Genomic DNA, 24,033 nt, shown 5'->3' on the forward strand with positions numbered 1-24,033 from the left:
GCCGCGCCACAGAAGTCTACGGCGCGGCCCCGTAGAAGGCGCCCGCGCCCGGTTCACCTGGGAGGCTTGGAGGCCGACGCCCTCCCAGCACCCTGGGCGAAAGCTGGTCGAGTGCCGCCGCTCAGTGCCGTAAGGTGGGGTTCACCGACGCGGGGTGGAGCAGCTCGGTAGCTCGCTGGGCTCATAACCCAGAGGTCGCAGGTTCAAATCCTGTCCCCGCTACTGCCCAGAAGGGCCCGGATCCTCAGGGATCCGGGCCCTTCTGCCGTGTCCCAACGTCTCGGGCTGGCCGACCCTCCCAGACCCCTTGGTCCGGTCGCCGACGAATCCGCTTCTGCCGCCAGGGTCTCCGTGTACGGAAGGTCACTTTCCGTCGGTGATGTAGTAGTCGTTCTTGAGGTACTCCAGGGTGTAGCTGCCCAGGTCTTCCTCGGAGAAGGTGGCGGAGGACTTGACCGCTTCGAGCGGCATCTCGATCTTGTCGAGGGTGCGCACGGGGACGCGCTGCGGATCGACCGTCGCGGTCTGCAGGGCCTTCTTCTGCTCGGGCGAGATCATCTGGAACACGATCACGTACGTCGACGTGCACGGACCGAATCCCTGCTCCTCTGCCTTCTTCGCGCCGGGCCCGGCCACTTCGCAGACCGTGTCGATGTCCTCACGCCCGAGGCCGTGGAGGTACTGCTCGTACCGCTGGATCGCGCGCTCCTTCGTCCGGGGCGCGGGCTGGTTACCGGTCACAGTGGCCGACGGCTTCTCGGTTCCGGCGGACGCGGACGGCGTGCCCGACGGCACTTGCGCCGGTGTGGACGCGGACGGCTGCGAAGGCTTCGCGTCAGCGTTCTCCTCCGCTTGCTCCGGACCGCACCCGCACGCCACCAGCGCCACGCATGCAGATACCGCCACGCTCAACATCGTCCGCGTTCTCATCAGATCCCCTCCACCAGCCGACTACCCATCAAGAACTCACGCAGGAGCCGGCGGAACGGTTCCCGACCCGCGACTCGCGAACCGCGACCCGCCCCACGGAGCGGACAACCGCTGGGGTCGACGCTCGTGCCGTCATTCCCCAGCTGCGGCGGTGTCGTGACCCATGGTGTCGAAGACGGCCAGGTGGGTGACGTCGGCTCAGTAGGGTGCCGGCCAGCGCCGGTGCCCCGATGGAGTGTAGTGCTGCTCGGATCACGCCGGCCGCAGGAGCGGACTGGGTGCCGGCCACCACCGCCTACAACCTGATCGGGGCGGAAAAGGAGCGGATCCGCGCGGCGTTGTCAGCTGCCGCTGGGTGCGTTGAATTCTTCGACCGGGCCGAAGTCGCTGAACCTGCCGGTGTTGACGGCGGGGATACCGCGCATCTCCATGCGCTGCTCGAAGCGGACGGCGCGGCCTTGGCCATCGATCCACTGGTCGATGTCGAAGCCGGTCACGCCCTTGGCCTTCATCGAGCGGTGCGTCCGGGGATCGACGGAGGCCACCTGGTCGAGGTCGAGGTGTCCGGCAAGGTGGTAGGTGGGGGTGCCGCCCTGACCCTCCATACCCTTGCGTGCCGAGGGGCCGACGGCGAGCAGCAGCTTGGCGTAACCCGCATAGTTCGCCTCGTTGCCCTCAGCGCGCGGCATCTTCGTCCAGCCGCTGCCCGGCGTGAGGCGGTTGCGGACGTAGTTGGCGTCGGCCGTGGTCACCGTCTCCATCCAGATGGCCTGGGAGACAGGGACGTTTGCCGGCGTACGGATCTCGCCCCGGCCGGTGAACAGGGCGTTGTGGTTGCCTCTGCCGGTCATGGTCGATATGTGCTGGCCGGCGGCCGCGCTGTTGATCGTGATGGTCGCCGCGCAGGGGGTCTTCTCCCCACCTGCCGCCCGCGGTCACTAGCGCCGCGAAGATCGCCTGCTTCCTCCAGTTACCCGACTTCTCGCGGGCTGCGGACCATGGGATCTCCCCGAGCGGGCAGGGCCGTCCTGGGTAGGGCGGATCGATTCGGCTTGGTCCGTGCGGGTGAGTGGGGGTACTGGAGCAGGGCCGGCGGGGTCTACAACGGTGTCTGTCCGGCGTGGGTGGACTGTGCTTCGCCGCGACCGAATAGCCGGTGTCGGCCTGCCCTTGTCTCTCTCGTGCCCGTACTGCAAAGCGCTGTGGAGGTACGCCCATGTCCGCGAACAGGTGGACGGATGAGCTGCTCGATCCTCAGAGGAAGGCTGGTGATCCGCTCGCGGACACGGCCATCGAGGAGATCTACGCGCTCGGGCGCCAGGACGAGGTCCGCGAGGCCCTCCTCGCCAGGGACAACAACACGAGCGCAGTTCCCGCCGAGCTGCCGCCCCGGCTCCAGGAGTACTTCGCCCACAGCGCGGAGCTTCCAGCCTGGGCGGACCAGGCCCTGATCGCGCGCGGACAGGGACTGCTGGGCCGCTACCAGGGCCACATCGTGACCACACTTCTGTGCGGGTCCCTGCCGCTGTGCTACAGCTGTGCGGATGGTGCGCAGGTCCTCTACCGGTCGACGCGCCTGACGCAGGGCGTGTTCCGCAGGCTGATGGAGACCGCGCAGTTCATCGTGGATGTCCTGGAGACGGGCGGCCTGGGTCCGCAGGGGCGAGGGGTGAGCTCGGCGCAGAAGATCCGGCTGCTGCACGCCACGATGCGTTACCACCTGTCCCGGAAGGAGGACTGGGACACGTCCTGGGGCATGCCGGTCAACCAGGAGGATCTCGCTGCCACGTTGATGAGTTTCGCCGTCGTGATCCCGCAGGGTCTGGCCCGGCTGGGTGTCGCCCTGCCGGCGGCCGACCGTGACGCCTTCTTCCACGTCTGGCGGGTCGTCGGTCATGTCCTCGGCGTCGACGAGCGCGTCAACCCCGCTTCCTTCGAGGACGGCAGCACGCTGGTCGATGCCGTCCTGTCCCGCCAGCAACGGTCCTCCGAGGCCGGGACCGTGCTGACGAAGGGAGTGCTGGACTTCATCCGTGAGGTCCTGCCCACGCCCCTGTTCGCCGGAGTCGGTCCGACGCTGATCCGCCACCTCGCCGGAGACCGGGCTGCCGACATCGTCTCCGTGCCGCCGGCGGACCTCACCCGGATCGCCCTGGCCGGGCACAGCCCCCTCAGTCTCGGGTACGGCAAGACCGGCGACATCGTCCCCGTCCTGGCCAAGGCCTCCAACGAACTCGGACTCGCCGTCTTCAAGCAGGGCCTGCGCCTGTCCAACAAGGGCCGCCGCTACCAGTGGCAGGTCCCCACCGGGCTCACGCCCACCACCTGAGAGCGCCGCGTTCGGGCTGCCGTAGGGCCGGCCCGAACGGAGGCTTCCACACGACATCGGCATGACGGGACCCGCAGCCGGACCCCGTGATCGTTCTTACCGAGAACGGGGTACCGATGTTCCCCAAGGCCGTACGACGCCACGGAGGAAGTCGGCGACCTTGCCGGGCATGTCGAGGGTGACCGGCAGCATCGGATCTGATGGGATCGGCGCCGTCCCGGTACCCCGGAATGTCCGGGTTCAATGGACGTCCGTCACGCCTGTCGTCATCCGTTTGCCGACGCTCCCGAGCCGGTCGGCCGGCTCGGGCAGATTGCGGCCTCGATGTGGGCGAGTTGGGCGGCAAGGATCTCTTCGAACGCGGCGCGGCGATCCACCCCGAGGGGACGGACGTCGCGGGCGAAATGAGCCAGGGCCGGGAAGCGTTCGGGGTCGGCGCCCAGAACCGCCACGCGGAACAGCTCCATGCCCTGTTCGTACTCTCCGGGGGTAACGGTGCTGACCCCGGCCTCGGAGGCGATCAACGCAGCGATGAGGACCGCGATCCGGTGATAGCGCGTCGGGATCTCCTCGTCGGGCAGCCCCGACGCGCGCAGGGCCTGCAGCACCTCTTCCATGACCAGCCGGGAACCGGTGCCGCTTGATGCGTAGCGTCCCCAGACCGCGGCGAGCTGGGGCTGCTGACCGAAGGCCTCTCTCACGCGCAGGGCCAGGGATGTGATGCGCTGCTTCCAGTCGCCCTCGGGGCGGTAGCCGTCCATCGCGGCCAGGAGGATCCGGTCGGCGACCGCGCGCAGCAGTTCGGTCTTGCTGCGGAAGTGCCGGTAGAGGCTGGAGGAATCCGTCCCGAGGGCCGCGGCCAGCTTGCGCACGCTGAACGAATCCGCGTCGCTCGTGCGCAGCAGTTCCGCCGCCGTGTCCAGGATCTCTTCGGTTGACCAACGCCTTCGGCCTGCCATCTTGCTCCTCTCGCCGACTCTCATCCTACCTATGCACTTGGTGTTGCACGCACTGCGTGCATAATGAGGGCATGAGCATGCCGGGCGGGCCGGCACGCCACTCGTGCCCTGTTGTCCGGGTCAGCGACCGATGCGGAGCTCACCCCGGGGAACACGAAAGGACGCATGACGTGAAGAACCCACTGGATTCCGCGGCACTGAACGCAGCCATTGAAAACGTCCACGGCGCCGGGATGCCGGGCCTGTTCGCCGAGGTGCGAGACGGCGACCAGGTCTGGCGCGGCGCCGCCGGGGTCGCCGATGTCGTCACCGGTCGCCCCGTCACCGCCGACATGCGGCACCGCGTCGGCAGCATCACCAAGACCTTCACCGCCGCCGCAGTTCTGCAGCAGGTCGAGAACGGTCAGATCGGTCTCGACACACCGATCGGCCGGTACCTTCCGAAGCTGGTTCCCGGAGAACGCGGTGACGCGATTACGGTCCGGATGCTGATCAACCACACCAGCGGCCTCGCCGAGTACCTCCCGTACGCCTACCCCTCCCTGAAGGCGTTCCCCGCCCTCGCGGACACCGGACCCCAGAGCCTGGACGACCACCGACTCACGCGGTTCGACCCCGTTGAACTGATCGAGATGGGGGTCACCGCCCCTGCCGCCGGCGCCCCGGGCAGCACTCCGGGGGTGTACTCCAACACCAACTACCTGCTCCTCGTACAACTCCTGGAACAGGTGACCCGCACTACGGCCGAGCAGTACATCACCCGGAACGTCATCGAGCGCGCCGGGCTCCGGGACACCGAACTCCCCGCCGGACCGTACGTCAACGGACCGCACTCGCACCTCTACGAGGCGTGGTTCGGCATGATCGACCCGCCGCGCGACTACAGCGTCTACGACATGTCATGGGTCGGACCGTCGGCCTCATTGATATCGACCGTCGCGGACCTCAACCGCTTCTTCGGCATGCTGCTGGCCGGAGAGATCGTCAGCCCGTCGTCGCTGGCGCAGATGCAACGCACCGTCCCGGTCGTCTCCCAAGAGGGAAAGACGATCGACTACGGCCTCGGCCTGCACCCGATGGAGGGTCCCGGTCAGGGCACCTTCTGGGGCCATGGCGGCACGGTCTGGGGTGGTGGAGCACTGGCCATGACCCGTGCCGACGGCAAGCGGCAGATGTCCGTCGCGGTGAACCTGCAGAGGTGGAACAGGCTCGACTCCTCCGGCAAGCCGCAGCCCCACCCCATCGACGAAGCGCTTGCGACTCTTTACCGCGTGGCGATGTACGGCTGACCGGGCAGGAGATCCGCGAACGGAGCGCCCATGGGCAGGTGGACACGTAGTGCTCTTTCACGCGCCGGGCGGGCGGTGGGTGCTTTCGTTTTCGGGTGTGGTGGCGGCCCTTGTGCGGAGTTCTTCGACGATGCCGACGCCCGCGGCGGCGAGGGGGACGGCGAGGAGTGCTCCGAGTACGCCGGCGATGCTGGCTCCGGCGGCCACGGACATCATGATGGTGGCCGGGTGCAGGGACACTGTGCGGCTCTGGATGAAGGGCTGCAAGAAGTTACCCTCGATCGCCTGGACGACCAGGACCACGCCGAGTGCCCATAGTGCGGTGGAGGTCCCGCCGTGGGCGAAGGCTACGAGCACGGCCACCAAGCCCGACAGGAACGCCCCCACGAAGGGGATGTAGGCACCCATGAACACGAGGGCACCCAGCCCGGCGGCCCCGGGAACATCGAGGATCACCAGGCCGGTGAAGATGAGCAGGGAGTCGATCAGCGCAATGAGCGTGGTTCCCTGCATGAAGCCGGCCAACGAGTGGTAGGCGCGCCGTCCGCACGCCACCGCGGTGTCGGCCTGGGCACCGGGGACCAGGTGCCGGGCGAATGCCTCACTGCGGTGACCGTCGCGCAGGAAGAGGTAGACCAGCGCGAGGGCCAGGACGAAGATCGCGAGGACCTCGGTCGCCAGACTCAGACCCGACACCACCCCAGACGCCACCGAGCGGGCGACGGTGGCGCCCGCGTCGGACATGCCGTCGACCGCGCTCTGCAGCTGCCTGCCCGCGGGACCGAAGCGGTCGGCGAGTTCGTCCCCCGCGTCGGCGAGGCCGTCGGCGATCTTCCCGGCGCTCTCCGAGAGCGAGTGGATGACGGCGACCAGCGCGCCGCACACCAGGACGACCAGACCGGCGCAGGTGAGTCCGGCGGCGAGTGCGCGGGAGGCCCCGTGCTTCATCAGCCACGGCATCACGGACAGAGCGTGCAGAGGTTCACCATGCGGGCCGGCCCGAAGTGGGATCGGGCGGACACGGGGACGGTCAGCGGTTGTCGTGCAGTTCCTGGTGCATCTGGGGCTGGTTGTCCTGGTCGTGGGTGAGGGCGAACTTCTGGACCTCGTTGAAGCCCTTCGAGGCGATGCCGACGATCTCCTTGTACGGGTTGACACCGACGGCTTTCTTGGCACCGCCGCCGAGGAGGCCGCCGCCGATTCCGCTGATCAGGTCGTGGCCGGCCGCGATCGGCTTCGCTGCCGCGTCCAGGACGCTCTTGGGCAGGCCTGCCATGTCTGCGTACTTGTCGCTGAGCGCGTGTCGGACCATCGCTACGAACGCGTCGTGGACGCCCGGCGGGTAGAACTTCTTGTAGAAGTCGATGGCCTGCTTGGTCATGAAGACGCCGTCGTCGGTCTTCTTCCACTCGTTGTCGCGTTCCTGGTTCCACAGGGCCTCGACCTGGTCGGCGTCCTTGGGCATGAGCCACTTCTCGGGTGTGCCCAGGTAGTGGTTGACGTAGTGCCAGGCACACATGAAGCCCTTGGCGTCGTCCTTGGCGACGTCGATGCCCAGACGGGCCATGGCCTGGACGATCTGAGTGGAGAAGACGAACGCGGCGCCCGTGACGTACTTCTGCGAGACGGGCTCGCCCCACTTGGCGTAGTCCCACTCGCCGCTCTTCTTGTGGAGCTGGCGGACAGAGGCGTGGACGAGGCGGACCTTGGTGACGTTCGCGGCGAGTGTGCCGTCGCGCATGGCGTTCTTGTTGCCCATGTCGAGGAAGAGGCGGGAGGACTGGGACAGGCGGCGGCCGGGTCCTTCGACACCGCCGAGGCGGCCGGTGGAGCGGAGGGTGAAGGCTCCGGTCGGGGAGAGGTAGGTGCCGATGAGGCCGACCGTGCCCTGGAGCATGGTGGCTTCGCCGTGGTGGTGGGCGAAGAAGCTCTCCGCGGCCTTGACGTCGGCTTCGGACCAGTCCGGCGGCGCGGCTGCGGCTTCCTTGAGGAACTCCCCCAGGCGCGGGGGAAGTTCGGAGAGGTCTTGGCCGGGCTTGAGGGTTCCGATGGTGCGGAACAGGGCGTTGACCCCGTCGATCTCCTTGTTGTCGATCAGGTCGGAGACCAGTTGGTCGGCCTTGGGGTCGCCGGCCTTGTTCGCGGCTTCCAGTTCGGCGGCGATCGTGGCTGTCGTCAGTCCCATACTGGGACTCCCTTCACGGGGTTGGGCAGGAGTTCGCAGCCACGGGTGCACCGCGTTGGCCGGCACCGGGCGGCGGTCCGGCTGCGAAGCCGGGCAGCCACGATCGTTGCGGTCGGCGCAGGGGCGCCGGAGCCCTGCCGGCCTGCGGGATCGTTTACCCCTCACCCGAACGGACCGAACTCGTGTGGATGCCTGACCTGCGGAAACGATCGTCCCGGCAGCAGGGGTTGCCCCGACGGGTGCTCGTCGGCGACGAAGAGACGGTCACCGGAGCGGCAGGTGGGCCGACGGCTGGTCTCCTGGCCTCTGGAGCGCCGCCGACGGCCCCATCGCGGCCATGTCGGGGCCACGTCGGGGCCATGTCGGGGCCACGTCGGCGCAGATCGTCCGCCCTGCAGGGGGTCGCCGTTCGTGGTGCCGGCCCCGGGAGGCCGGCACCACGGCTCAGACGGCGTCGTTCAGGATGTCCTGGCTGGCTTTCTCCGCCAGGAGCAGGACGGGAGCCATCATGAACAGGCCCGGGATACGGGGGAAGGCCGAGGCGTCGACGACGCGGAGGTTCGCCGTGCCGTGCACGCGCAGGCGGCTGTCGAGGACCGAGCCGGTGCGGCCGGCCGGACCGATGGCCGTGGTGCACGACGCGTGGTGCCCCCACGCCTCACGCCGGATCCAGGCGGCGAGCTGGGCGTCAGTCTGGACGCGAGGGCCGGGGACTGCCTCGACCAGCGGATCGGCGAGGCCGACCTTGCGGTTGATGCTGCGGATCGTGCGGATCGCCTCGATCATCGCCGCGACATCCCCGTCGCCCGCACGGCCGTCGTCCATGGAACGGAAGTTGATCTCCGGCTGGACCGTCGAGTCGGCCGAGGCCAGGCGTACCGTGCCGGATCGGTCGGCCGCGTAGCCCTTGAGGACCAGCCAGCTGAGGTGCCGCTTGTCCTTGACCGCCTTGGTGTCGAAGTCCGGTACGTACCCGGCGAAATTGCCGGGCGCGGCGAACACGAACAGCTCCGGATGGGCCGAGCCGCGCGAGTACCGCCGTTTGATCCCGGTGGCGATCCCGTTGGAGGCGTACGGGGCCGCGGCCCGCCTCAGCGGGTCGCGCCACTCCGTCAGGCAGGGGTCGTCCTGGTCACGGAACTCGCACGAGGCGATGGCCGCCAGGTCGTGACCGAGCTCGGAGACCACGGAGACCTCGTACCGGTCCTGCAGGTTGCTGCCGACACCGGGCAGGTCGAGCAGGGGGGTGATGCCACGCGCGGCAAGGTGGTCGCGGGGGCCGATCCCCGACAGCATCAGCAACTGGGGGGTGTTGAAGGCTCCGCCCGCTACCACCACTTCCCGGGTGACACGGACGGTGCGGCGCAGGGACGCGCGCTCGGCGTCGCCGATCGGACGGGCGTCCGCGAAGGCGCCGTAGAGGTGCCGGCCGAGCAGCAGTTCCACCGCGGTGGCCCGCAGCGCTCCGCCCGCTTCCTCGAACACGATCCGTTCGGCAAGGGCGTCCGTGACCAGGGTGAGACGTTCGGGGTGACGGGTCTGGACATCGAGGAGCCGCTCCCTGATGGCGTGCCGGCGCCCGGCGAGGGCGGTCATCGGGGTCGCGAACACACCCTGAGCACTGCGGTCGACGTTCGCCTTGGAGTTCACATCGAGGTCGAGGGGGGAGGCCACCGGCCCCGGGGGCAGCGGCTCGGTGTTCGCTCCGAGCGCCAGGGCGTCGAGGAACGGGTCGCGCAGGGCGAGCAGCGGGCTCGAGCGCTCTACGGGCTGCCAGGACAGCACCTTCTTCCAGTGCACGTCCCACATCGTCTGCGGGTCCCAGCCCTGATCCCCGGTCAGGTCCCGGATGTACGCCCAGTCCGAGTGCTCGGGATACATGAGGATCATGGCGTTGTGGGCGGTGCAGCCGCCGAGGGTCGCGGCGCGGGGGTAGAGGATGCCTTTGCCCGGGACCCACTGGCTGCCGTGGGCGGCGTCGTCGGTGTAGTGGCGCACCCACATGTCCCAGCTGACCTCGGAATCGCGGGCGGCCTTGAGGTTGAGGGACGGGACCTCGTAGTACGTCTGGTTGCCCTGGGCCGGGCCGGCCTCCAGGACCAGGACCGAGTGCCCGGCTTCGGCCAGGTTCGCGGCGACGCTGCCGCCTCCCGGTCCTGATCCGATGACGAGGTACTCGACCTCGGCGGGCAGGTCCGCGCCCGGGCGACGGGTCTGGGCGCGGCCCGCCGCAGTGGCCGGCAGGCCGGCGGTGCCGGCCAGTACCGCGCCCACGACGGTGCCGAGGACCGCACGGCGTCCGGGGCCGGAGGAGGACGCGGGGATGCTGGGTGGGGGTGTCATGCCACACCCCTAGCGATCGTTCACTCAACGTGACGAGGGGCAGCGGTCAGATTAGGGCCGGGCGGCAGACAATGTTCACCCATCCGAGGGCGGCCCCCTGCGAGTTCGAACTCCCGGCAATCCTCGCTCAGAATATGCCGCTTGACGTGCCAAAACGTTCCCGCACGCGTTCGATTCGGTGTTGGGGTGAAGTACGGGTGAGCGTTACTCTGACCGGCGGGAGGATGTAGGGCGTGTGATCGGCTACGTACTGTGACATTCCCTCATGGACTCGAAAGAGCAGCAGATGAGTGGTCACGACGGGCTACCGGATGGGCGTCGGCGCTTGCGGCGGCTTCCGCCTAGGAACGAGCCTAACAACCCTGACCTCGCCGCCCAGCGAATGCGCCGCAGCCAAGGAATCCATTGATCGCCCTCACTGCTCTGACCCGACTCTGCCCGCCGCCGGCCGCACCGCAGCTCCCCATCGACTGGGACTCCGTGGAAGCGGAACTCGGCATGCGCCTCCCCGGGGACTTCAGACAACTCGCGGCCACATACGGTCCAGGACTCTACGGCGACTACATCAACATCTACCACCCACTAGCGAATACCCCCTGGGTCAGCCTCACCGGCCCCATGCCCGCACGAATCCGAGGACAACTCCAGCTCGACTACGACCAGGGCACCCACCCCGTCCCCTACGACCCGCAGCACTTGTTCGCCATGGGTGTCACCAGCAACGGCGAGTACCTGTTCTGGATCACCGACCCCCAAGACACCCCCGACAGTTGGCGCATCGCAGTCAACGAAGCCCGCGGCCCACGCTGGCACACCTACAACGGCACCCTCACCTCATTCCTCGCATCGGTCCTGAACGGAGAAACAGCCGTCCCGCAGTTCCCCCAGGACCTCCCCACCCCTCCCATCGCCTTCACCCCCTCCACAGCGCCCGCGATCGACTACCCCGAGCCTCCGGCCAGACCCGCCGTCAGCACCGACAGCATCCGGGCATGGGCACGGGCGAACGGCTACCAGGTGCCCGAACGCGGCAGGATTCCCGCTGACGTCCGGAACGCGTGGGAGCAAGCCAACCCGGCCTGACCAGGTCACTTACCGGCATGGCTGTACACACACTGACCGAGCGGACGGATCTTCGTACCCACGCCGCTGCCGAAGGCTTGCTACACGAGTTCGGGCCCAGGCATCTGCTCGGCGAAGGTCACCTTCGGGAAGGACGGGTTCTGCAGTACAGACGGCGCGCGGACAACTCGATCCGGACCGGTTGGTCGCCGAGCGCCCCATCGACGAGTGCCGGACATAGCGGCTGTGGATCCAATCGCTCAGGACACCGCACCACCCGCTGCAGCCCGCTGGAACACGGGCACGGGTACGGGCCTCGATCCCGACGACAGGACGGGAGGTATCGGCCGACAACACCATTATCCCGGCCAAGTGCGGTAAAAATTTTGGCAGTTCAACAGAACACGCTCCAAGGCTATCCACCCGGTAGCGCTGCGACCGCCCGCATCGACATGGTCTCCGGCTACGAAATTCTCGCCAGAGCCACGTCCATGTGTACGCCGACACACCCACCGACGTGCAGTGGGTGCTGGGCCATGCACATCTGACGACCGCCCAGAGACCCGCCGCAGATGTCGAGCGCCACGGAAGCGCCGCTTCCCCCCTCACCCGGCCAGCCCCCACCCCGGCGCCCTCCCCGTCCACCCCGAGGGCGGGCTCCGTCAGCAGCCGACCGCCGGGCCGTGTCCGCCCACCACTCCCGGGATGCGCCGGAATTGCCCGGGGGGACTCTGATGGTCGGGGTTGCATCAAATGCCCTCGCCAAGCCGCGGCGCCATAGCCAGGCGCAAGACCGCGAGGTTTGAGATGAAGCCTGGATATGTCGTGGGGGCTGCAGTTCCGCTGACCCGCGTTCCCCGGCTCGGGCCGGGCAGGCCCCGCAAGAAGCCTGACAGCGTCGCGGCGGACAAGGCCTACAGCAACGGGCCCTGCCGCGAGTACCTACGCCGAGGGGGCAGCCGGCACACGATCTCGGAGAAGAGCGGCAGCCGGGCCGCCCGCCTGCGCAGAGGCTTACGCGGCGGATGGCCACCCGGCGTCGATGAAGCACGGTACAAGAAGCGCAACACCGTCGAACGAGCGATCAACCGCTTGAAGCAGCAGCACCGGGCAGTCGCCACTCGCTACGACAGGCGGCTACGTCTTCCTCGGCACCGCCACCGCGGCAGCCCTCGTGATCTGGCTCCGTAGCTGAGTACCGGCCTCACAAGGCAATCGGCCGGTACGCCAAGGCCTGGTCGACCACTTCCTCGGCAGACAACTCCCGCTCCGGCGGCCAGAAGACCAGGCCGCTGACGTGACCGGAGGGCAGGCCAGAGCTCTGTCGAGCCTGCCCAGCCAGTCGTTCACCTCGTCCTCAGAGGAGTAGTCCCGCCTCCATGATCCGCTGCACGAGCGCGACCGCTTCCGCGCGTTCTCCATCTCCAGGCCGTCTCCCCGTCGGATCCCGCACGGGAGGACGAGGTCCCCGTCGGCAACCGGTGAAGCTCCCCCGGGACGAGGAGCCGGAGGGCCTGGGCGGTGGGGCGGAGGGGGCCGTGGCCGCCCCGGGTTGCGGCCTTCACCCGAGGTGCCATCGTAGAAGTAAAGGCATTGCTCGGTGACCGATTGCCGAGGGTTGAACCATGGAAGACGAGCAAGCGCACGTCGCATTCAGCGATGACCAGTTCGACCTGGACATCCGCGTCAAGATGACGACGAAGGAAGTCGACAGGTTCGTCATCGCGGACAGCCACAGCTGTGCCAGTACCTGCGGCGACGAATGCACGAACAGCTGTGCCAGTACGTGTGCGAGCAATTGCCCCGTGCTCGACACCCCCAACGAGACCGAAACCTGTGGGACCTGCGGCTCCTGCACCTCGGAGTGCGACCGCAGTCTCTACGAGGATCACTACGTCCTGGAAGTCAGCCAGGTCCGGGCCGACGGAGTCACCCGCAAGGTCGCCGGTGAGCATGTCATCCGCCGCGTCGTCGAGCACGCCCCACGGGAAGGCTGATGGCCCCGCCCGCCTGGCAGCCGGCCATCGGCGATCCGCAGACCGTCGCCTCGGTGCGCGCCGTCTCCGTGGACGTGCTCTCGCGGCTGCGTGACCCCGACATCGTCGAGGGAGCGGCCCGGACGGCGGTGCTCCAGGGACGTCCGCGGTGGACGGCCCACAGCACCGCCCAAGGCACTTGCGGCCTCGCCCTCGCCTTCGGACATCTCGACCGGTGCCTGCCCGGCGAGGGCTGGGACCTCGTGGCCCACCATCACCTCAGCCGCGCCGTCGACGGCACCGCGTCGAACCCCGTGGGCACCCTGGGACTCTTCGCCGGCCTCACCGGAGTGGCTTTCACCACCTCGTACCTGGCTCACGGCGGACAGCGGTACCGCACGCTGCTCGGCGGCATCGACGACAGCCTGTACACCCGGATTCCCCGGCGACTTCCCGCTGTCACCAGGGAAGGCCTCGCCGTCGGGACGTTCGACCTCGTGTCGGGGTGGACCGGCGTGGCCGCGTACCTCCACTCCCGGCCGACCGGCCCAGCCCGGGACCGCGCTCTCAACACCGTGCTCGCCTGGCTCGTGGACCTGTCCCGTGCCGTCGACGGGGTCCCCGCCTGGCACACCCCCCATGCCCTCATCACTGACGAGAGCATGCGCGATCGGTACCGGACCGCGGTCGCCAACTGCGGTCTCGCCCACGGCATCACCGGCCCCCTCGCCATGCTCGCCCTCGCCCACGCCGACGGCCCGATCGGCGCGGGGCACACCGAGGCGATCCGCCGCACGGCGTCCTGGCTCGCCTCCCACCAGGTCGACGACGCCCGAGGAGGGGCATACCCGTCGGTCGTCCCGCTCGGTGAGGACTCCGCCGCACCGTCGGCAGCCCGCGACGCCTGGTGCTACGGCAGCCCCGGTGTCGCGCGCGCCCTCTGGCTCGCCGGCACCGCCCTCGGCGACCCCGGCCTGAACCGTACGGCCGTCGCGGCCATGCGGGCCGTACTGCGGCGACCCGTCGCCCAGCGGCGCATCGACTCGCCCGGGTTCTGCCACGGCATCGCCGGGCTTCTGCAGGTCACCCTGCGATTCGCCGTCGACACCGGAGACGAGGAGATCAGCGACGGCGCGCGCCGCCTGGTCGACCAGCTGCTCGGCGAATACCAGCCGCAGGCGCCCTTCGGCTATCGCAGTGTCGAGCCCGGCGGTACCCGCGAGGACCGGTCCGGCCTCCTCGAAGGCGCCGCAGGGGTCGCCCTCACCCTTCTTGCCGCCGTCACCCTCGAACCGCCCGCCTGGGACCGGTTCTTCCTGCTGTCATGAGCGCCGACGCCTCCCGCGGTCCCGGCACCCGGCGACGAGCCGCGCCCCGGGGATCGGGGCTCTACCGCTGTCTCGACCACTTCGTGATCCGCACCCCGATCCTCCCCGTCACGGACTACCCCGCGGCCGAGGACCTCAGGCGCGCGCCCGCAACCGCTCGGGTCCGGGACAACGAGCACGCGCGGCGTGCCGTCGTCGTGTCCTCGCTGCCCCTCGCCGCCTCACTGCTGGGGCCGCCACGCACCGAACGCGACCGGCGGCGCCTCGAGTCGAGCATCCTGCGCTACCTCATTCGCCTCAGCACCCGGCCCACTCCCTTCGGGCTGAACGCCGGCGTGGCCCTGGGGCGGTGGGGCCCGGTCACCGACGTCCGCCTGGCCGACGAGCCTCCCGGCGTCCACGCCCGTGTCGACATGCACGCCCTCGTGCACTTCGTCACCGCCCTCGAATCGCGAACCGAGATCCGGGAGGCGACCACGGTCATCGCCAATCCGGCCGTGCTGCACCGCGCCGGCCGGATCACGTTGTGCGGTGTCGAAGCGATCCTCGGGGCGAACGGCGGCGAGAACGTCACCCTCCGCGCCACCGGCGCCGTCACTCGCGCCCTCGCCCTCGCCCGCACACCCATGGCCTACGCCGACCTCGCCGCCGACCTCCTGGAAGCCGTCCCCGGGGCCACTCCCGACAAGGTCCACGATCTGCTGTACCGGCTGTGGCGGCACGCATTCCTCCTGACGGACCTCCGCCCACCGCTGACCCACCTCGACCCCGCGGGACATGTCCTCGACCACCTCAGCCGGATACCGGCAGCCGTCACCGCCGCTGAGGACCTCGGCGAACTGCTGGCCGCGATCCAGGACTGGGAGAGGCAGCCGGCCGGCACCGGCGCCGCCGCTTTCCCGGCGCTCGCCGAGCAGGCCCGCCGCGTCACGGGCTTCGAAACGGCCACGCCGCTCCAGGTCGACACGGTTCTGCCCCTGGCGGCCTGCGAGGTGTCCCGCAAAGTGGCCGACGAAGCGGTCCGAGCGGCCGAACTGCTGCTGCGGCTCACCCCGTTCCCCTTCGGCTTGCCGCAGATCAGCGCGTACAGGGGCGCGTTCGAGGTCCGCTACGGCACCGATCGCGACGTGTCCGTCCTCGAACTCCTCGATCCCGTCACAGGACTCGGCTCACCATCCCTCCTCCCTCCGGTCATTCCCGCCAAAGCCGCCCGGGCCGATACCTTGCTCCGCCTCGCCACCAGTGCTCTCCACGACCACCTCACCAGCATCGACCTCGACCAGGACACCATCGACCGACTCGCCCTCTGGGAAGCGGCCCCCGAGCGGCTCCCCGCGTCGCTCGACCTCTACGCCATGGTCTCTGCCCCGTCGCCCGCCGCCATCGACGCCGGCGACTTCCACCTGGTCGTGGGCCCCAACGTCGGTGCCGGAGCAGCCGGACGCAACCTCGGCCGCTTCGCAGGCATGCTCACCGGTGCCGTTCCCGCCCTCGGCGACATCGCCGACGCCGAACAAGCCGTTGAAGCCGGCCGCGTTCTGGCCGAACTGGTGTACCTCCCCGAGAAGACCCGCTCGGCAAACGTCGTCGTCCGGCCCGCGATCCGCGACCACGAGGTCGGCATTCGCACCAGCGCGGAGGACGGACCTGCCCGCTACATCCCTCTCGACCAGCTCGCGGTCCGCGTCACGAACGGCAGGTTCGCCCTGATCTGGGACGACGGCACGGGAGAGCTCCGAGAGGTCAGCGTCTGCTCAGGACACATGCTCAACAACAGCCGGGCCCCCGCCGTCTGCCGTTTCCTCGCCGATGTGAGCCGCGACGGCACCGCCCAGATCGTCGGCTTCGACTGGGGCCCGGCCCGCGACTTCCCCTACCTGCCCCGCGTCACCTCCGGCCCGGTCATCCTGCGTCTGGCCCAGTGGCGCATCGACCATGCCGCGGCGCACGAGATGGCCGGGCAGCCGGACCGGTTCCCGGCCCGGTTCGACGCCTGGCGCCTCCAATGGCGGGTGCCCCGCTACACGTACCTCACGAGCAGCGACACGGCCGCGGACCACCGGCTCCTCATCGACGCCACCGCGCATTCCCACACCAACGAGATACGGCGAGCCCTGAACCGTCTGCGGCCCGGCGGCAGCGTGGTCCTCCAGGAGGCCGTTCCCGGCCTCGACGACGCCTGGGTCAGTGGGCCGAACGGCCGCCACACCGTCGAACTCGTGGTGTCCATGACCCGCAACGCCCCTGTTCCGCGCTCCGTTCCACCCGGCAAAGCCGGCGCCCGGGTGGCGAGGGCAGACCGGCTGCGCCCCCCGGGCAGCGACTGGACCTTCGTCAAGCTCTACGGCGACCGGCAGGAGGAGGAATCCCTGCTCGTCGGCGGCATCCGCGAGCTCATCCGCTCGCTGGACCGCCATTCCGACCGAGGCGTCTTCCTGCGCTACGCGGACCCCGAACCCCACCTGCGGCTACGCCTGCGCGGCAACCCCTCCGTGCTCGTCCCCGCACTCAGCGACTGGGCCGGCACCCTCCTCGCCGACGGCCACCTCTCGCGGTTCACCTTCGACGTCTACGATCGTGAGATCGAACGCTACGGCGGCCTCATCGGGATGGACGTCACCGAACAGCTGTACTCCGCCGACAGTTCCGCCGTTCTCGACCTGCTCTCCCTCGACCACGCCGGGAAGTCTCAGCTCGACAGGACGGGCCTGGCCCTGCTGACCATTGACGACCTGTTGACCGCGCTCGGCCTGAGCGAAGCCGAGAGGCTCCGCTTCTACCACCGGGAGACTCCCCAGCGACGGCTCGCGGGCGCCGAGTACCGCACCCGCAAGGCGGAATTCTGTGACCTGCTGCGCAAACCACCTCCTCGTCCCATTGGCGACGTCCTCACCCGGCGTCGTCCTCACCTGGCAGACGTCGCCGACCGGCTCACCGATCTGAAACGCCGCCGGCAACTCGGCAAGACGCTGCCCGAGCTGTGCCACAGCTACGTACACCTGCACTGCAACCGCCTCCTGGGCACGGACCGTGCTGCCGAGAACACGGCGTTGGAACTGCTCTACCGCACCCGCCACAGCCTGGCATCAGGAGCCTGAACCCCGATTCGGGGCGGCCCGGTGGTGAGGGGGCAGAGAGGCTGCTGTGCAGCGCGGGGCCGAAGGGGTGCCGTCCTGGCTCCGACTCAGGTCACTGGATTCCAGTGGCCGTGGTCACCATGCGTTGATGACCGGTGCGTCGGGTTCGTGCTGCCGCCAGGCCTCGTTGAGGCGCGCGAGCCGGTTCGCGGCGGCGATGCCGCGCAGGGACGCGACCTTGCCGTCGCTGACTTCGAACGCCACGGCGCCCACGACCCGGTCGTCGACCACGGCGAGGACGGCCGGGGAGCCGTTGACCAGCGCGATGCACATCGCGGGTGAGCCGCCGGCCAGCCGCCGCTTCGCCGGCGTGGGCTTGAAGCCGGCCCGCACGTAGGAGGCGACCCGCTCGCGCGTCCTGTACCGCAACAGCCGCTTGCCCAGTCCGGCGCCGTCCGAGAACGCCGTCACGTCCTCGGTGAGCAGCGCCACCAGCCGTTCGGTGCGCCCCGACGTGGCGGCGGCGAGGAACTCCTCGACGACCCGGCGCGCGGACGCGGGGTCGGCCTCGCCGCCGCGGCGGCGCTCGGCGGCGACCCGGATCCGGGCCCGGTGGACACGCTGCTGGCTCGCGGACTCGGTGATGTCGAGGATCCCGGCGATCTCGGCGTGGCTGTACGAGAAGGCCTCGCGCAAGACATAGACGGCCCGTTCGACCGGGGAGAGACGCTCCAAGAGGGTCAGTACGGCCAAGGACACCGATTCGCGCTGCTCGAAGGTGTCGGCAGGGCCGAGCATCGGGTCGCCCTCGAGGAGCGGCTCGGGCAGCCAGGCACCGGCCGCTCGCTCGTGGCGCGCCTGCGCCGAGCGGAGCCGGTCGAGGCAGAGGTTGGTGACGACCTTGGTCAGCCACGCTTCCGGCACCTCGACCCGCTCGCGGTCCGCGGCCTGCCAGCGCAGGAACGTGTCCTGCACGGCGTCCTCGGCGTCGGCGGCCGAGCCGAGCAGACGGTACGCGAGCGAGGCCAGCCGGCCCCGGCTGGCCTCGAACCGGTCGATGGCTTCGCTGTCCATGCGCAGCAGCCTATGCGGCGACCCTCACACCGGCCCGGTCGGGCACGGTGGCCAGGCGGCGCTTGCGCTTCGGCATGCCGAAGGTCGGGTGGGCGATGCCCCACCCGGCCCCGTTGAGTACGCCCGACTTGAGCCGCGCGGCGGTCCGGCCGCCCAGGTACCAGGACTTCGACCGGGCCTCCCCGTCCACCATCTGGAAGATCGCGTCCCGCCGCCCGAGGCTGATGTGGTTACCGTGGTATTTCAGCCCGGTGGTCGGGACATCACTGCCCGTCAGGCGCGCGATGATCGCGGCGGTCGCCTGCATGTTGGTGAACCCGGCCGAGGCGCAGGACATCGGCAGCGCCCGGCCGTTCTCGCCGATCGCGTAGGCGCAGTCTCCGGCGGCGTAGACGTCCGGGTGCGAGACCGAGCGCATGGTGCGGTCGACGACGATCTGGCCGGTCTCGGCGACCTCCAGGCCGCTGGCGGCCGCGATGGGGTGCACGGCGAACCCGGCCGACCACACGGTCACGTCGGCGTGGATGGACGTACCGTCGGCAGCGATCGCCCGTGTCGCCTCGACGGCTTCGATGCCGGTGTGCTCGTGGACGGTGACGCCGAGCCGGTCGAAGGCATGGCGCAGGTGCCGGCGGGCCTTCGGGGAGAGCCAGGCGCCCAGCTCGCCGCGTGCGGCGAGCGCGACCGAGAGGTCGGGCCGGGACTCGGCGAACTCGGTGGCGGTCTCGATGCCGGTCAGCCCCTCACCGACGACCAGCACGGTGCCGCCCTCGCCCAGGCCGGCCAGGCGCTCGCGCAGACGCAGCGCCGAGGACCGGCCGGTCACGTCGAAGGCGTACTCGGCCACGCCGGGGACGCCATGGTGGGCTACGGAGCTGCCGAGCGCGTAGAGGAGCGTGTCGTACGCGAGCTCACCGTCGCCGTCCTCGCCGGTCACGGCGACGGTCCTGCGCTCGGGGTCGACGCCGGTGACGCGAGCCAGGCACAGCCGCACCCCGGTGCCCGCGAATACGTCGGCGAGCCTGCGGAACGCGAGTTCCTGGCCGACCGCGAGCTGGTGGAGCCGCATCCGCTCGACGAAGTCGGGCACGGCGTTGACGACGGTGATCTCGGTGTCGGCCGGGGAGAGCCGACGGGCCAGGTTTCCGGCGGCGAAGGCCCCGGCGTATCCGGCGCCGAGTACGACGATGCGGTGCTTCATGGCGTTGCTCCTGTCTCGTTCGCGTGCCCCTTGAACGGGACGGCGCCCCGATTGCTGACAGGAGCCGGGTGTGACGCGGGTCACCGAACTCAGACGAGCTCCTTCTCGCCGATTGGCGACCCGAACCGGGTCGCGAGAGCGTTGGTCTAGCCCCGGGCCGGTGCGCGGGGGCGGGTTCGGGGGAAAGCCCGTCGCGGGGGCGGGATCCGGCGGGGGTGCCGTCTGCCTCAGGGAGGAGTGCCATGTCGGGTACGGAGGACGGGTACGGCACCGAGTCCGGCTGGGGCGCGCAGCGCCCTTACGGTTCGGGGGCCGAGGGGTGGGACGGCACGGAGAGTTCGGCGGGTACCGAGACCGTGACCGGCACGGAGTCGACGACCGGGACCGAGTCAGTCACGGGGACGGAGCCCTCGTACGGGTCGGGCCCGGACGGGTCGTTTCGGGTTGCCGGCGACTCCCCCACGTCGACCTCGGCGTCCTCCCCTGCCTGGGCCGCGGTGCGGTGCAGGCCGGTGGGGATCCGCGCGTCGAAGTACGCCTCGCGCTCCCGGGCGACCGCGTCGAGAGCGTAGGCGAGGTCGCGGAAGCCGGGCGAGGTCGCCTCGGCGATCCGGGCCCGGGATGCCTCCAGGGCCATTTCGACCTCCGTGCCGATCTGTTTGGCGCGGTCTTTGGTGATCAGCACTTCGTCCTTCAGCGGCACCTTGATGTCGTCCAGGGTGTTGACGAGCGAAGCGGCGGCCTGGGCCGCAGCGCCTATGCCAAAGGTGACGGTGCCGTCGGACACGCTCCCCCTGAAGTCGCGTGCCGAGTGGTGCCTGTCCAGTTCTCTCTCCTTGGCAAGGGGCCAAACCTCCGGGCTCCGGGCGTCGTTGACTGCGCACTGCGACGGCTCGGATGGCACCCGGGGCCGGAACGGCAGCGGGGATGAACGGATCCCCGGCTCCCCCGGCGTCGGCGTAGTCGCCGAGCGCGATCCCGCCGCCCGCCGCCGTCGGTGGATGTCGTCGTCAGGCCGGTCGAGGCCGCTGTAGTCCCTGGAGGAGCAGTTCGATCAAACGGCGGGGGTCGTACAGGGGGTCGCTGTCGCGTCCGATGCAGAGGTTGCCGATGCCGCGCATCAGCTCGTAGGGCTGCGTGCCGGGCCTGATGTCGCCGGCGTCGACCGCTGCGTCGAGGAGTTGGGCGCAGACGGGCAGCAGGCGGTCGAGGAAGTAGGTGTGCAGCGGGGCGAAGCGGTCGCTGTCGGACTGCAGGGCGTCGGCGAGTCCGTGCTTGGTGACCAGGAAGTCGACGAAGAGGTCGATCCACTGGCGCAGTGCGTCGACCGGGGAGCCGGCACTGGCCAGCAGCTTCGGGCCGGCTTCCGCGCATGCCTCGATCTGGTGGCGGTAGACGGCGGTGACGAGATCCGCCCGGGTGGGGAAGTGCCGGTAGATCGTGGCCATCCCGACGCCCGCCCGGGCAGCGATCTGTCGGATCGGCGCGTCGACGCCGGAGGTGACGAACACCTCGGCGGCGGCGGTGAGCACCGTCTGCCGGTTGCGCTGGGCGTCGGCCCGCTTGCTTCGGGCCGGCGGCTCCCCTGCGGGGCTCTCGGTGGGCATCACGTTCACGTTCTCCTTCGACACCGCTTGACAAAACGGAGCGACGCTCCGGATATTAAGCGGAGCAGCGTTCCGTTTCAGCTTAGCCGAAGCGGCCGCTCCTGACCGCCTTGTCCGTCGCCGGTCGCACGAGACCGGCTGACGGCAGGTGCCACCGAAAGGGAGTCCACATCGTGAGCACATCCACCGCCACCACCGCCGACGCCTTGGGCGCGCCCGTCCCGGTCCTGTCCTTCAGTCCGGTGGTGCTGTCCGTACCGGGACGTCCCGTGGGCCTACAGGTACGTGTCTCCGCGCCCGCGACCGGAACGAGCCTTCCCGTCCTCCTCCTCTCCCACGGCCACGGCCCCTCGAACAACCTCTCCTCGCTCAACGGCTACGCGCCGCTCGCCAACCTCTGGGCGGCGCACGGGTTCGTCGTCGTCCAGCCCACCCACCTCACCTCAAGGACACTGACCGACCTGGTCGCCGACGCCCCCGGCGCACCCGACTTCTGGCGCTCCCGCGCCGAGGACATGACCCACGTCCTCGACCGGCTCGAGGTGATCGAGAACGCCGTGCCGCAGCTCGCCGGGCGGATCGACCACACGAGGGTCGCCCTCGTCGGACACTCACTCGGCGGCTTCACCGCCGCCCTCCTGCTGGGCGCCGGGATCACCGACCCCGACACCGGGAGGGTGGTGCACCTGGTCGAGCCCCGGATCAAGGCGGGCGTGCTGCTCGCCGCGCCCGGCAGGGGCGGCGACGTCTTCAACGGGCCCATGGCCGAGCAATGGCCGATCATCGGGGCCGTCGACTTCTCCACCATGACCACACCCGCGCTGGTCGTCGCCGGCGACAAGGACGACCCCCGGCACTTCACGGACATGGGGCCGGACTGGCACGCCGACCCCTACACCCTCGCCCCCGGTCCCAAGACCCTGCTCACCCTGTTCGACGCGGAGCACGGACTCGGCGGGATCGCCGGATACGACGCCGCCGAGACCACGGACGAAAGCCCCGAGCGGGTCGCCGCCCTCGCACGGCTCACTGCGGCCTACCTCCGCACCCGGCTCCACCCCGGCGACAACGCCTGGCAGACCGCGCACGAGGCGCTGACGACCGGCCCCGATCCGGTCGGACGAGTCGAAGCCAAGTAAGCCGTCCAAGCTGCGGCTCTACCCGGACGGCACCTGATCGCCGCGTAGTACCGCCCGGTTGCCGAAGGGCGCCCCCGGAACCGGGCTCGTGGCGGCACCCCGTGCCAGGTCCGCGTGGCCGCGGGCGCGTCCAGTGGCCTGTGCCGCAACGGCACGGGGCCGCCCGCCCGGCGCTGAGGCATCCGGACGGGCGGCTGGATCACCGGTTGGATCGGCGGTGATGACGCTGCGTCACTCCGGAAGCCGCTTGATGATCCACTGACACAGCTCCTGGGTGATCGCGGTGTGCTGGGTGGTGGCCGAGGAGCAGAGGAACTCGTCCAGCTCACTTTCGTTCGGGTCGAGCGTGGCGACCTTCGCGTACAGGTCCTCCTGCTTGTCGATGTCGCGGATCGCCACCGCACTGATGGTGGGCACGAAGCAGATGGCCTCGTGCCGCAGGTCGACCTTGCCGCCCTTCGCCACCAGCTCGTCCGCCACGATCTTGTAGGAGGCGAGGGTGCCGCCCGGTGCACCGTCCAGCTCGGGGAAGCCGCTGGTGGTGACTGTCTTCGCGGCGGGCGGGAGCAGCCGCTTCAGCTCGGCGACCGTGACGTTCTTGCCGGCGGCCTGGGTGTAGAAGGTCGTGCCGGGGAAGCCGATCAGGCCGGTGCTCTTCAGGGCCATGTCGCCGGGCGGGATGCTGAGGCCCATGCCGTCGCCGGTGCCGTTGGCCACCGCGATCGTCCGCGGGATCCGCGGCCAGCCGCCCATGCGGTCCAGCTCGTCCAGCAGCTCGGTGCGCAGCGGGTCGATCTCGTCCTTGCCGGTCTCGCTGTTGTAGTGGCGCCAGAGCATCTGCCGGGCTGCCGGGCTGTTCATCTGCCGCGCGAAGTCGTTGGCCAGCGGGATGAAGTGTGCGAACGCCTGCAGGCCGATCGGGATCACGGCGCCGCGGTGCGGGGTGTCGTAGGAGAAGTACAGCTCGGTCTGGTGGTCCGCCCGCTCCGTCTCCATCTTGGCCAGCGCGTAGCGGGTGACCAGGCCGCCCATGCTGAAGCCGCCGACGGTCAGCCGGTCGTCACCGACGCGCTCCCCAATGGTCCGCTGAATCGCCGCGATGACGGTGTCTGCGTTCTTCTGGATAGGCGCGGTGCGCTCGTCGAACCCGACCAGGATCACGGTGCGCCCCTGCTTGCGCAGGGCGGTCAGGAACTTGTACTCCCCGCCGTCCAGGCCCTGGGCGAGCCACTGCAGATCGCTCCGGCCGAGGCTGAAGCCGTCCGCCATGACCACCGGCTTGGCGACGTGGTCGGTGCCCTCGCCGTAGTAGACCCAGGCGAAGCCGTTCGGCAGCTCCCACTCCGCGTCGCGCTGATGCACTGGGACCGTAATGGGCGGCTTCGAACTCAGCGGCGCCGCCGCGATCAGCTTGCCGCTGATCTGCTCCGCCTTGGCGTCCTTGCCGTCCTGGGTTCCGGGCATGGGCATCTCCTTCTGGCTGCGCGCACGGCTCGGCAGTCCGGCGACGCCGGACGCGCGGGGGTGCGGGGTG

Annotated in this window: 18 protein-coding genes, 1 tRNA gene and 2 pseudogenes; 9 read left to right on the forward strand and 12 right to left on the reverse strand. The window is 69.9% G+C overall.

Features of this window, described 5'->3' with window-relative positions; translation table 11 throughout:
- Positions 1-148: 148 nt before the first annotated feature.
- Positions 149-222: transfer RNA gene (locus OG447_RS31840), tRNA-Met, on the forward strand.
- 141 nt (positions 223-363) lie between these two features.
- Here OG447_RS31840 and OG447_RS31845 read toward each other — a convergent pair.
- Together OG447_RS31845 and OG447_RS31850 are read right to left on the reverse strand one after the other, a co-directional pair.
- Complete coding sequence (locus tag OG447_RS31845; RefSeq protein ID WP_266941116.1) at positions 364-741, reverse strand: hypothetical protein; 378 nt, start codon at positions 739-741, stop codon at positions 364-366.
- Positions 742-1,271: 530 nt separating this feature from the next.
- Complete coding sequence (locus tag OG447_RS31850) at positions 1,272-1,781, reverse strand: hypothetical protein (RefSeq protein WP_266941118.1); 510 nt, start codon at positions 1,779-1,781, stop codon at positions 1,272-1,274.
- Positions 1,782-2,146: 365 nt separating this feature from the next.
- Between OG447_RS31850 and OG447_RS31855 the strand changes: the two genes are divergently transcribed.
- Entirely contained in the window at positions 2,147-3,259 is a 1,113-nt protein-coding gene (locus tag OG447_RS31855; RefSeq protein WP_266941120.1) for an oxygenase MpaB family protein, read from the forward strand.
- A gap of 266 nt (positions 3,260-3,525) precedes the next feature.
- Here OG447_RS31855 and OG447_RS31860 read toward each other — a convergent pair whose 3' ends face one another.
- Positions 3,526-4,218: a TetR/AcrR family transcriptional regulator gene (locus OG447_RS31860; protein ID WP_266941121.1), complete on the reverse strand. Its 693-nt coding sequence runs from the start codon at positions 4,216-4,218 to the stop codon at positions 3,526-3,528.
- 170 nt (positions 4,219-4,388) lie between these two features.
- Here OG447_RS31860 and OG447_RS31865 point away from each other — a divergent pair, with 170 nt between their 5' ends.
- Positions 4,389-5,507, forward strand: a complete 1,119-nt coding sequence (locus OG447_RS31865) for a serine hydrolase (RefSeq protein ID WP_266941123.1) — start codon at positions 4,389-4,391, stop codon at positions 5,505-5,507.
- A gap of 57 nt (positions 5,508-5,564) precedes the next feature.
- Here the strand turns inward: OG447_RS31865 and OG447_RS31870 are convergent, their stop codons facing one another.
- The 3 genes from OG447_RS31870 to OG447_RS31880 form a co-directional block, all read right to left on the reverse strand.
- Positions 5,565-6,467 (reverse strand): AI-2E family transporter, encoded by a 903-nt coding sequence (locus tag OG447_RS31870; RefSeq protein ID WP_266941125.1) that lies wholly within the window; start codon positions 6,465-6,467, stop codon positions 5,565-5,567.
- Positions 6,468-6,537: 70 nt separating this feature from the next.
- Positions 6,538-7,692, reverse strand: coding sequence for an oxygenase MpaB family protein (locus OG447_RS31875; RefSeq protein ID WP_266941127.1), 1,155 nt, complete (start codon positions 7,690-7,692; stop codon positions 6,538-6,540).
- A gap of 444 nt (positions 7,693-8,136) precedes the next feature.
- On the reverse strand, positions 8,137-10,035 hold the full coding sequence (locus OG447_RS31880; protein WP_266941128.1) for a GMC family oxidoreductase: 1,899 nt from the start codon (positions 10,033-10,035) through the stop codon (positions 8,137-8,139).
- 618 nt (positions 10,036-10,653) lie between these two features.
- Between OG447_RS31880 and OG447_RS31885 the strand changes: the two genes are divergently transcribed.
- Positions 10,654-11,118 (forward strand): histone-like nucleoid-structuring protein Lsr2, encoded by a 465-nt coding sequence (locus tag OG447_RS31885; RefSeq protein WP_266941129.1) that lies wholly within the window; start codon positions 10,654-10,656, stop codon positions 11,116-11,118.
- Between the two features lie 828 nt (positions 11,119-11,946).
- A pseudogene (locus OG447_RS31890) lies at positions 11,947-12,292 on the forward strand (transposase); the annotation flags it as partial.
- A 9-nt stretch (positions 12,293-12,301) separates the two neighbouring features.
- Here the strand turns inward: OG447_RS31890 and OG447_RS31895 are convergent.
- Positions 12,302-12,478: pseudogene (locus tag OG447_RS31895) on the reverse strand (e9imm peptide).
- Between the two features lie 244 nt (positions 12,479-12,722).
- Between OG447_RS31895 and OG447_RS31900 the strand changes: the two are divergent.
- From OG447_RS31900 to OG447_RS31910, 3 genes are read left to right on the forward strand one after another with little or no spacing between them, the layout of a single operon-like run.
- On the forward strand, positions 12,723-13,094 hold the full coding sequence (locus OG447_RS31900; protein ID WP_266941130.1) for a hypothetical protein: 372 nt from the start codon (positions 12,723-12,725) through the stop codon (positions 13,092-13,094).
- Entirely contained in the window at positions 13,094-14,401 is a 1,308-nt protein-coding gene (locus tag OG447_RS31905) for a lanthionine synthetase C family protein (RefSeq protein WP_266941132.1), read from the forward strand. The genes OG447_RS31900 and OG447_RS31905 overlap by 1 nt, the downstream gene beginning before the upstream one ends.
- The gene (locus OG447_RS31910) at positions 14,398-17,499 is read left to right on the forward strand and encodes a lantibiotic dehydratase (protein WP_266941134.1); all 3,102 of its coding nucleotides are present in this window, start codon (positions 14,398-14,400) and stop codon (positions 17,497-17,499) included. Before OG447_RS31905 ends, OG447_RS31910 begins: the two co-directional genes overlap by 4 nt.
- A 114-nt stretch (positions 17,500-17,613) precedes the next feature.
- On the opposite strand, the gene OG447_RS31915 is transcribed toward OG447_RS31910, so the two are convergent.
- The 4 genes from OG447_RS31915 to OG447_RS31930 form a co-directional block, all read right to left on the reverse strand.
- Positions 17,614-18,552: a sigma-70 family RNA polymerase sigma factor gene (locus OG447_RS31915; RefSeq protein WP_266941135.1), complete on the reverse strand. Its 939-nt coding sequence runs from the start codon at positions 18,550-18,552 to the stop codon at positions 17,614-17,616.
- A gap of 10 nt (positions 18,553-18,562) precedes the next feature.
- Positions 18,563-19,753: an NAD(P)/FAD-dependent oxidoreductase gene (locus tag OG447_RS31920; protein WP_266941136.1), complete on the reverse strand. Its 1,191-nt coding sequence runs from the start codon at positions 19,751-19,753 to the stop codon at positions 18,563-18,565.
- A gap of 298 nt (positions 19,754-20,051) precedes the next feature.
- Complete coding sequence (locus OG447_RS31925; RefSeq protein ID WP_266941137.1) at positions 20,052-20,540, reverse strand: hypothetical protein; 489 nt, start codon at positions 20,538-20,540, stop codon at positions 20,052-20,054.
- Positions 20,541-20,763: 223 nt separating this feature from the next.
- Positions 20,764-21,360 (reverse strand): TetR/AcrR family transcriptional regulator, encoded by a 597-nt coding sequence (locus OG447_RS31930; RefSeq protein ID WP_266941139.1) that lies wholly within the window; start codon positions 21,358-21,360, stop codon positions 20,764-20,766.
- Between the two features lie 173 nt (positions 21,361-21,533).
- Between OG447_RS31930 and OG447_RS31935 the strand changes: the two genes are divergently transcribed.
- Entirely contained in the window at positions 21,534-22,499 is a 966-nt protein-coding gene (locus tag OG447_RS31935; protein ID WP_266941141.1) for an alpha/beta fold hydrolase, read from the forward strand.
- Positions 22,500-22,730: 231 nt separating this feature from the next.
- Here OG447_RS31935 and OG447_RS31940 read toward each other — a convergent pair whose 3' ends face one another.
- Entirely contained in the window at positions 22,731-23,963 is a 1,233-nt protein-coding gene (locus OG447_RS31940) for a hypothetical protein (protein ID WP_266941142.1), read from the reverse strand.
- Positions 23,964-24,033: the final 70 nt, after the last annotated feature.

The sequence above is a fragment of the Streptomyces sp. NBC_01408 genome (genome assembly GCF_026340255.1).
Classification (GTDB): Bacteria; Actinomycetota; Actinomycetes; order Streptomycetales; family Streptomycetaceae; genus Streptomyces.

Coding starts and splice junctions, on each gene's coding strand:
- OG447_RS31940 (WP_266941142.1), bottom strand. CDS start 23,963: ATGCCCGGAACCCAGGACGGCAAGGACGCCAAGGCGGAGCAGATCAGC.
- OG447_RS31930 (WP_266941139.1), bottom strand. CDS start 21,360: ATGCCCACCGAGAGCCCCGCAGGGGAGCCGCCGGCCCGAAGCAAGCGG.
- OG447_RS31860 (WP_266941121.1), bottom strand. CDS start 4,218: ATGGCAGGCCGAAGGCGTTGGTCAACCGAAGAGATCCTGGACACGGCG.
- OG447_RS31920 (WP_266941136.1), bottom strand. CDS start 19,753: ATGAAGCACCGCATCGTCGTACTCGGCGCCGGATACGCCGGGGCCTTC.
- OG447_RS31880 (WP_266941128.1), bottom strand. CDS start 10,035: ATGACACCCCCACCCAGCATCCCCGCGTCCTCCTCCGGCCCCGGACGC.
- OG447_RS31885 (WP_266941129.1), top strand. CDS start 10,654: ATGCCCGCACGAATCCGAGGACAACTCCAGCTCGACTACGACCAGGGC.
- OG447_RS31915 (WP_266941135.1), bottom strand. CDS start 18,552: ATGGACAGCGAAGCCATCGACCGGTTCGAGGCCAGCCGGGGCCGGCTG.
- OG447_RS31850 (WP_266941118.1), bottom strand. CDS start 1,781: ATGACCGGCAGAGGCAACCACAACGCCCTGTTCACCGGCCGGGGCGAG.
- OG447_RS31905 (WP_266941132.1), top strand. CDS start 13,094: ATGGCCCCGCCCGCCTGGCAGCCGGCCATCGGCGATCCGCAGACCGTC.
- OG447_RS31855 (WP_266941120.1), top strand. CDS start 2,147: ATGTCCGCGAACAGGTGGACGGATGAGCTGCTCGATCCTCAGAGGAAG.
- OG447_RS31910 (WP_266941134.1), top strand. CDS start 14,398: ATGAGCGCCGACGCCTCCCGCGGTCCCGGCACCCGGCGACGAGCCGCG.
- OG447_RS31875 (WP_266941127.1), bottom strand. CDS start 7,692: ATGGGACTGACGACAGCCACGATCGCCGCCGAACTGGAAGCCGCGAAC.
- OG447_RS31900 (WP_266941130.1), top strand. CDS start 12,723: ATGGAAGACGAGCAAGCGCACGTCGCATTCAGCGATGACCAGTTCGAC.
- OG447_RS31870 (WP_266941125.1), bottom strand. CDS start 6,467: ATGCCGTGGCTGATGAAGCACGGGGCCTCCCGCGCACTCGCCGCCGGA.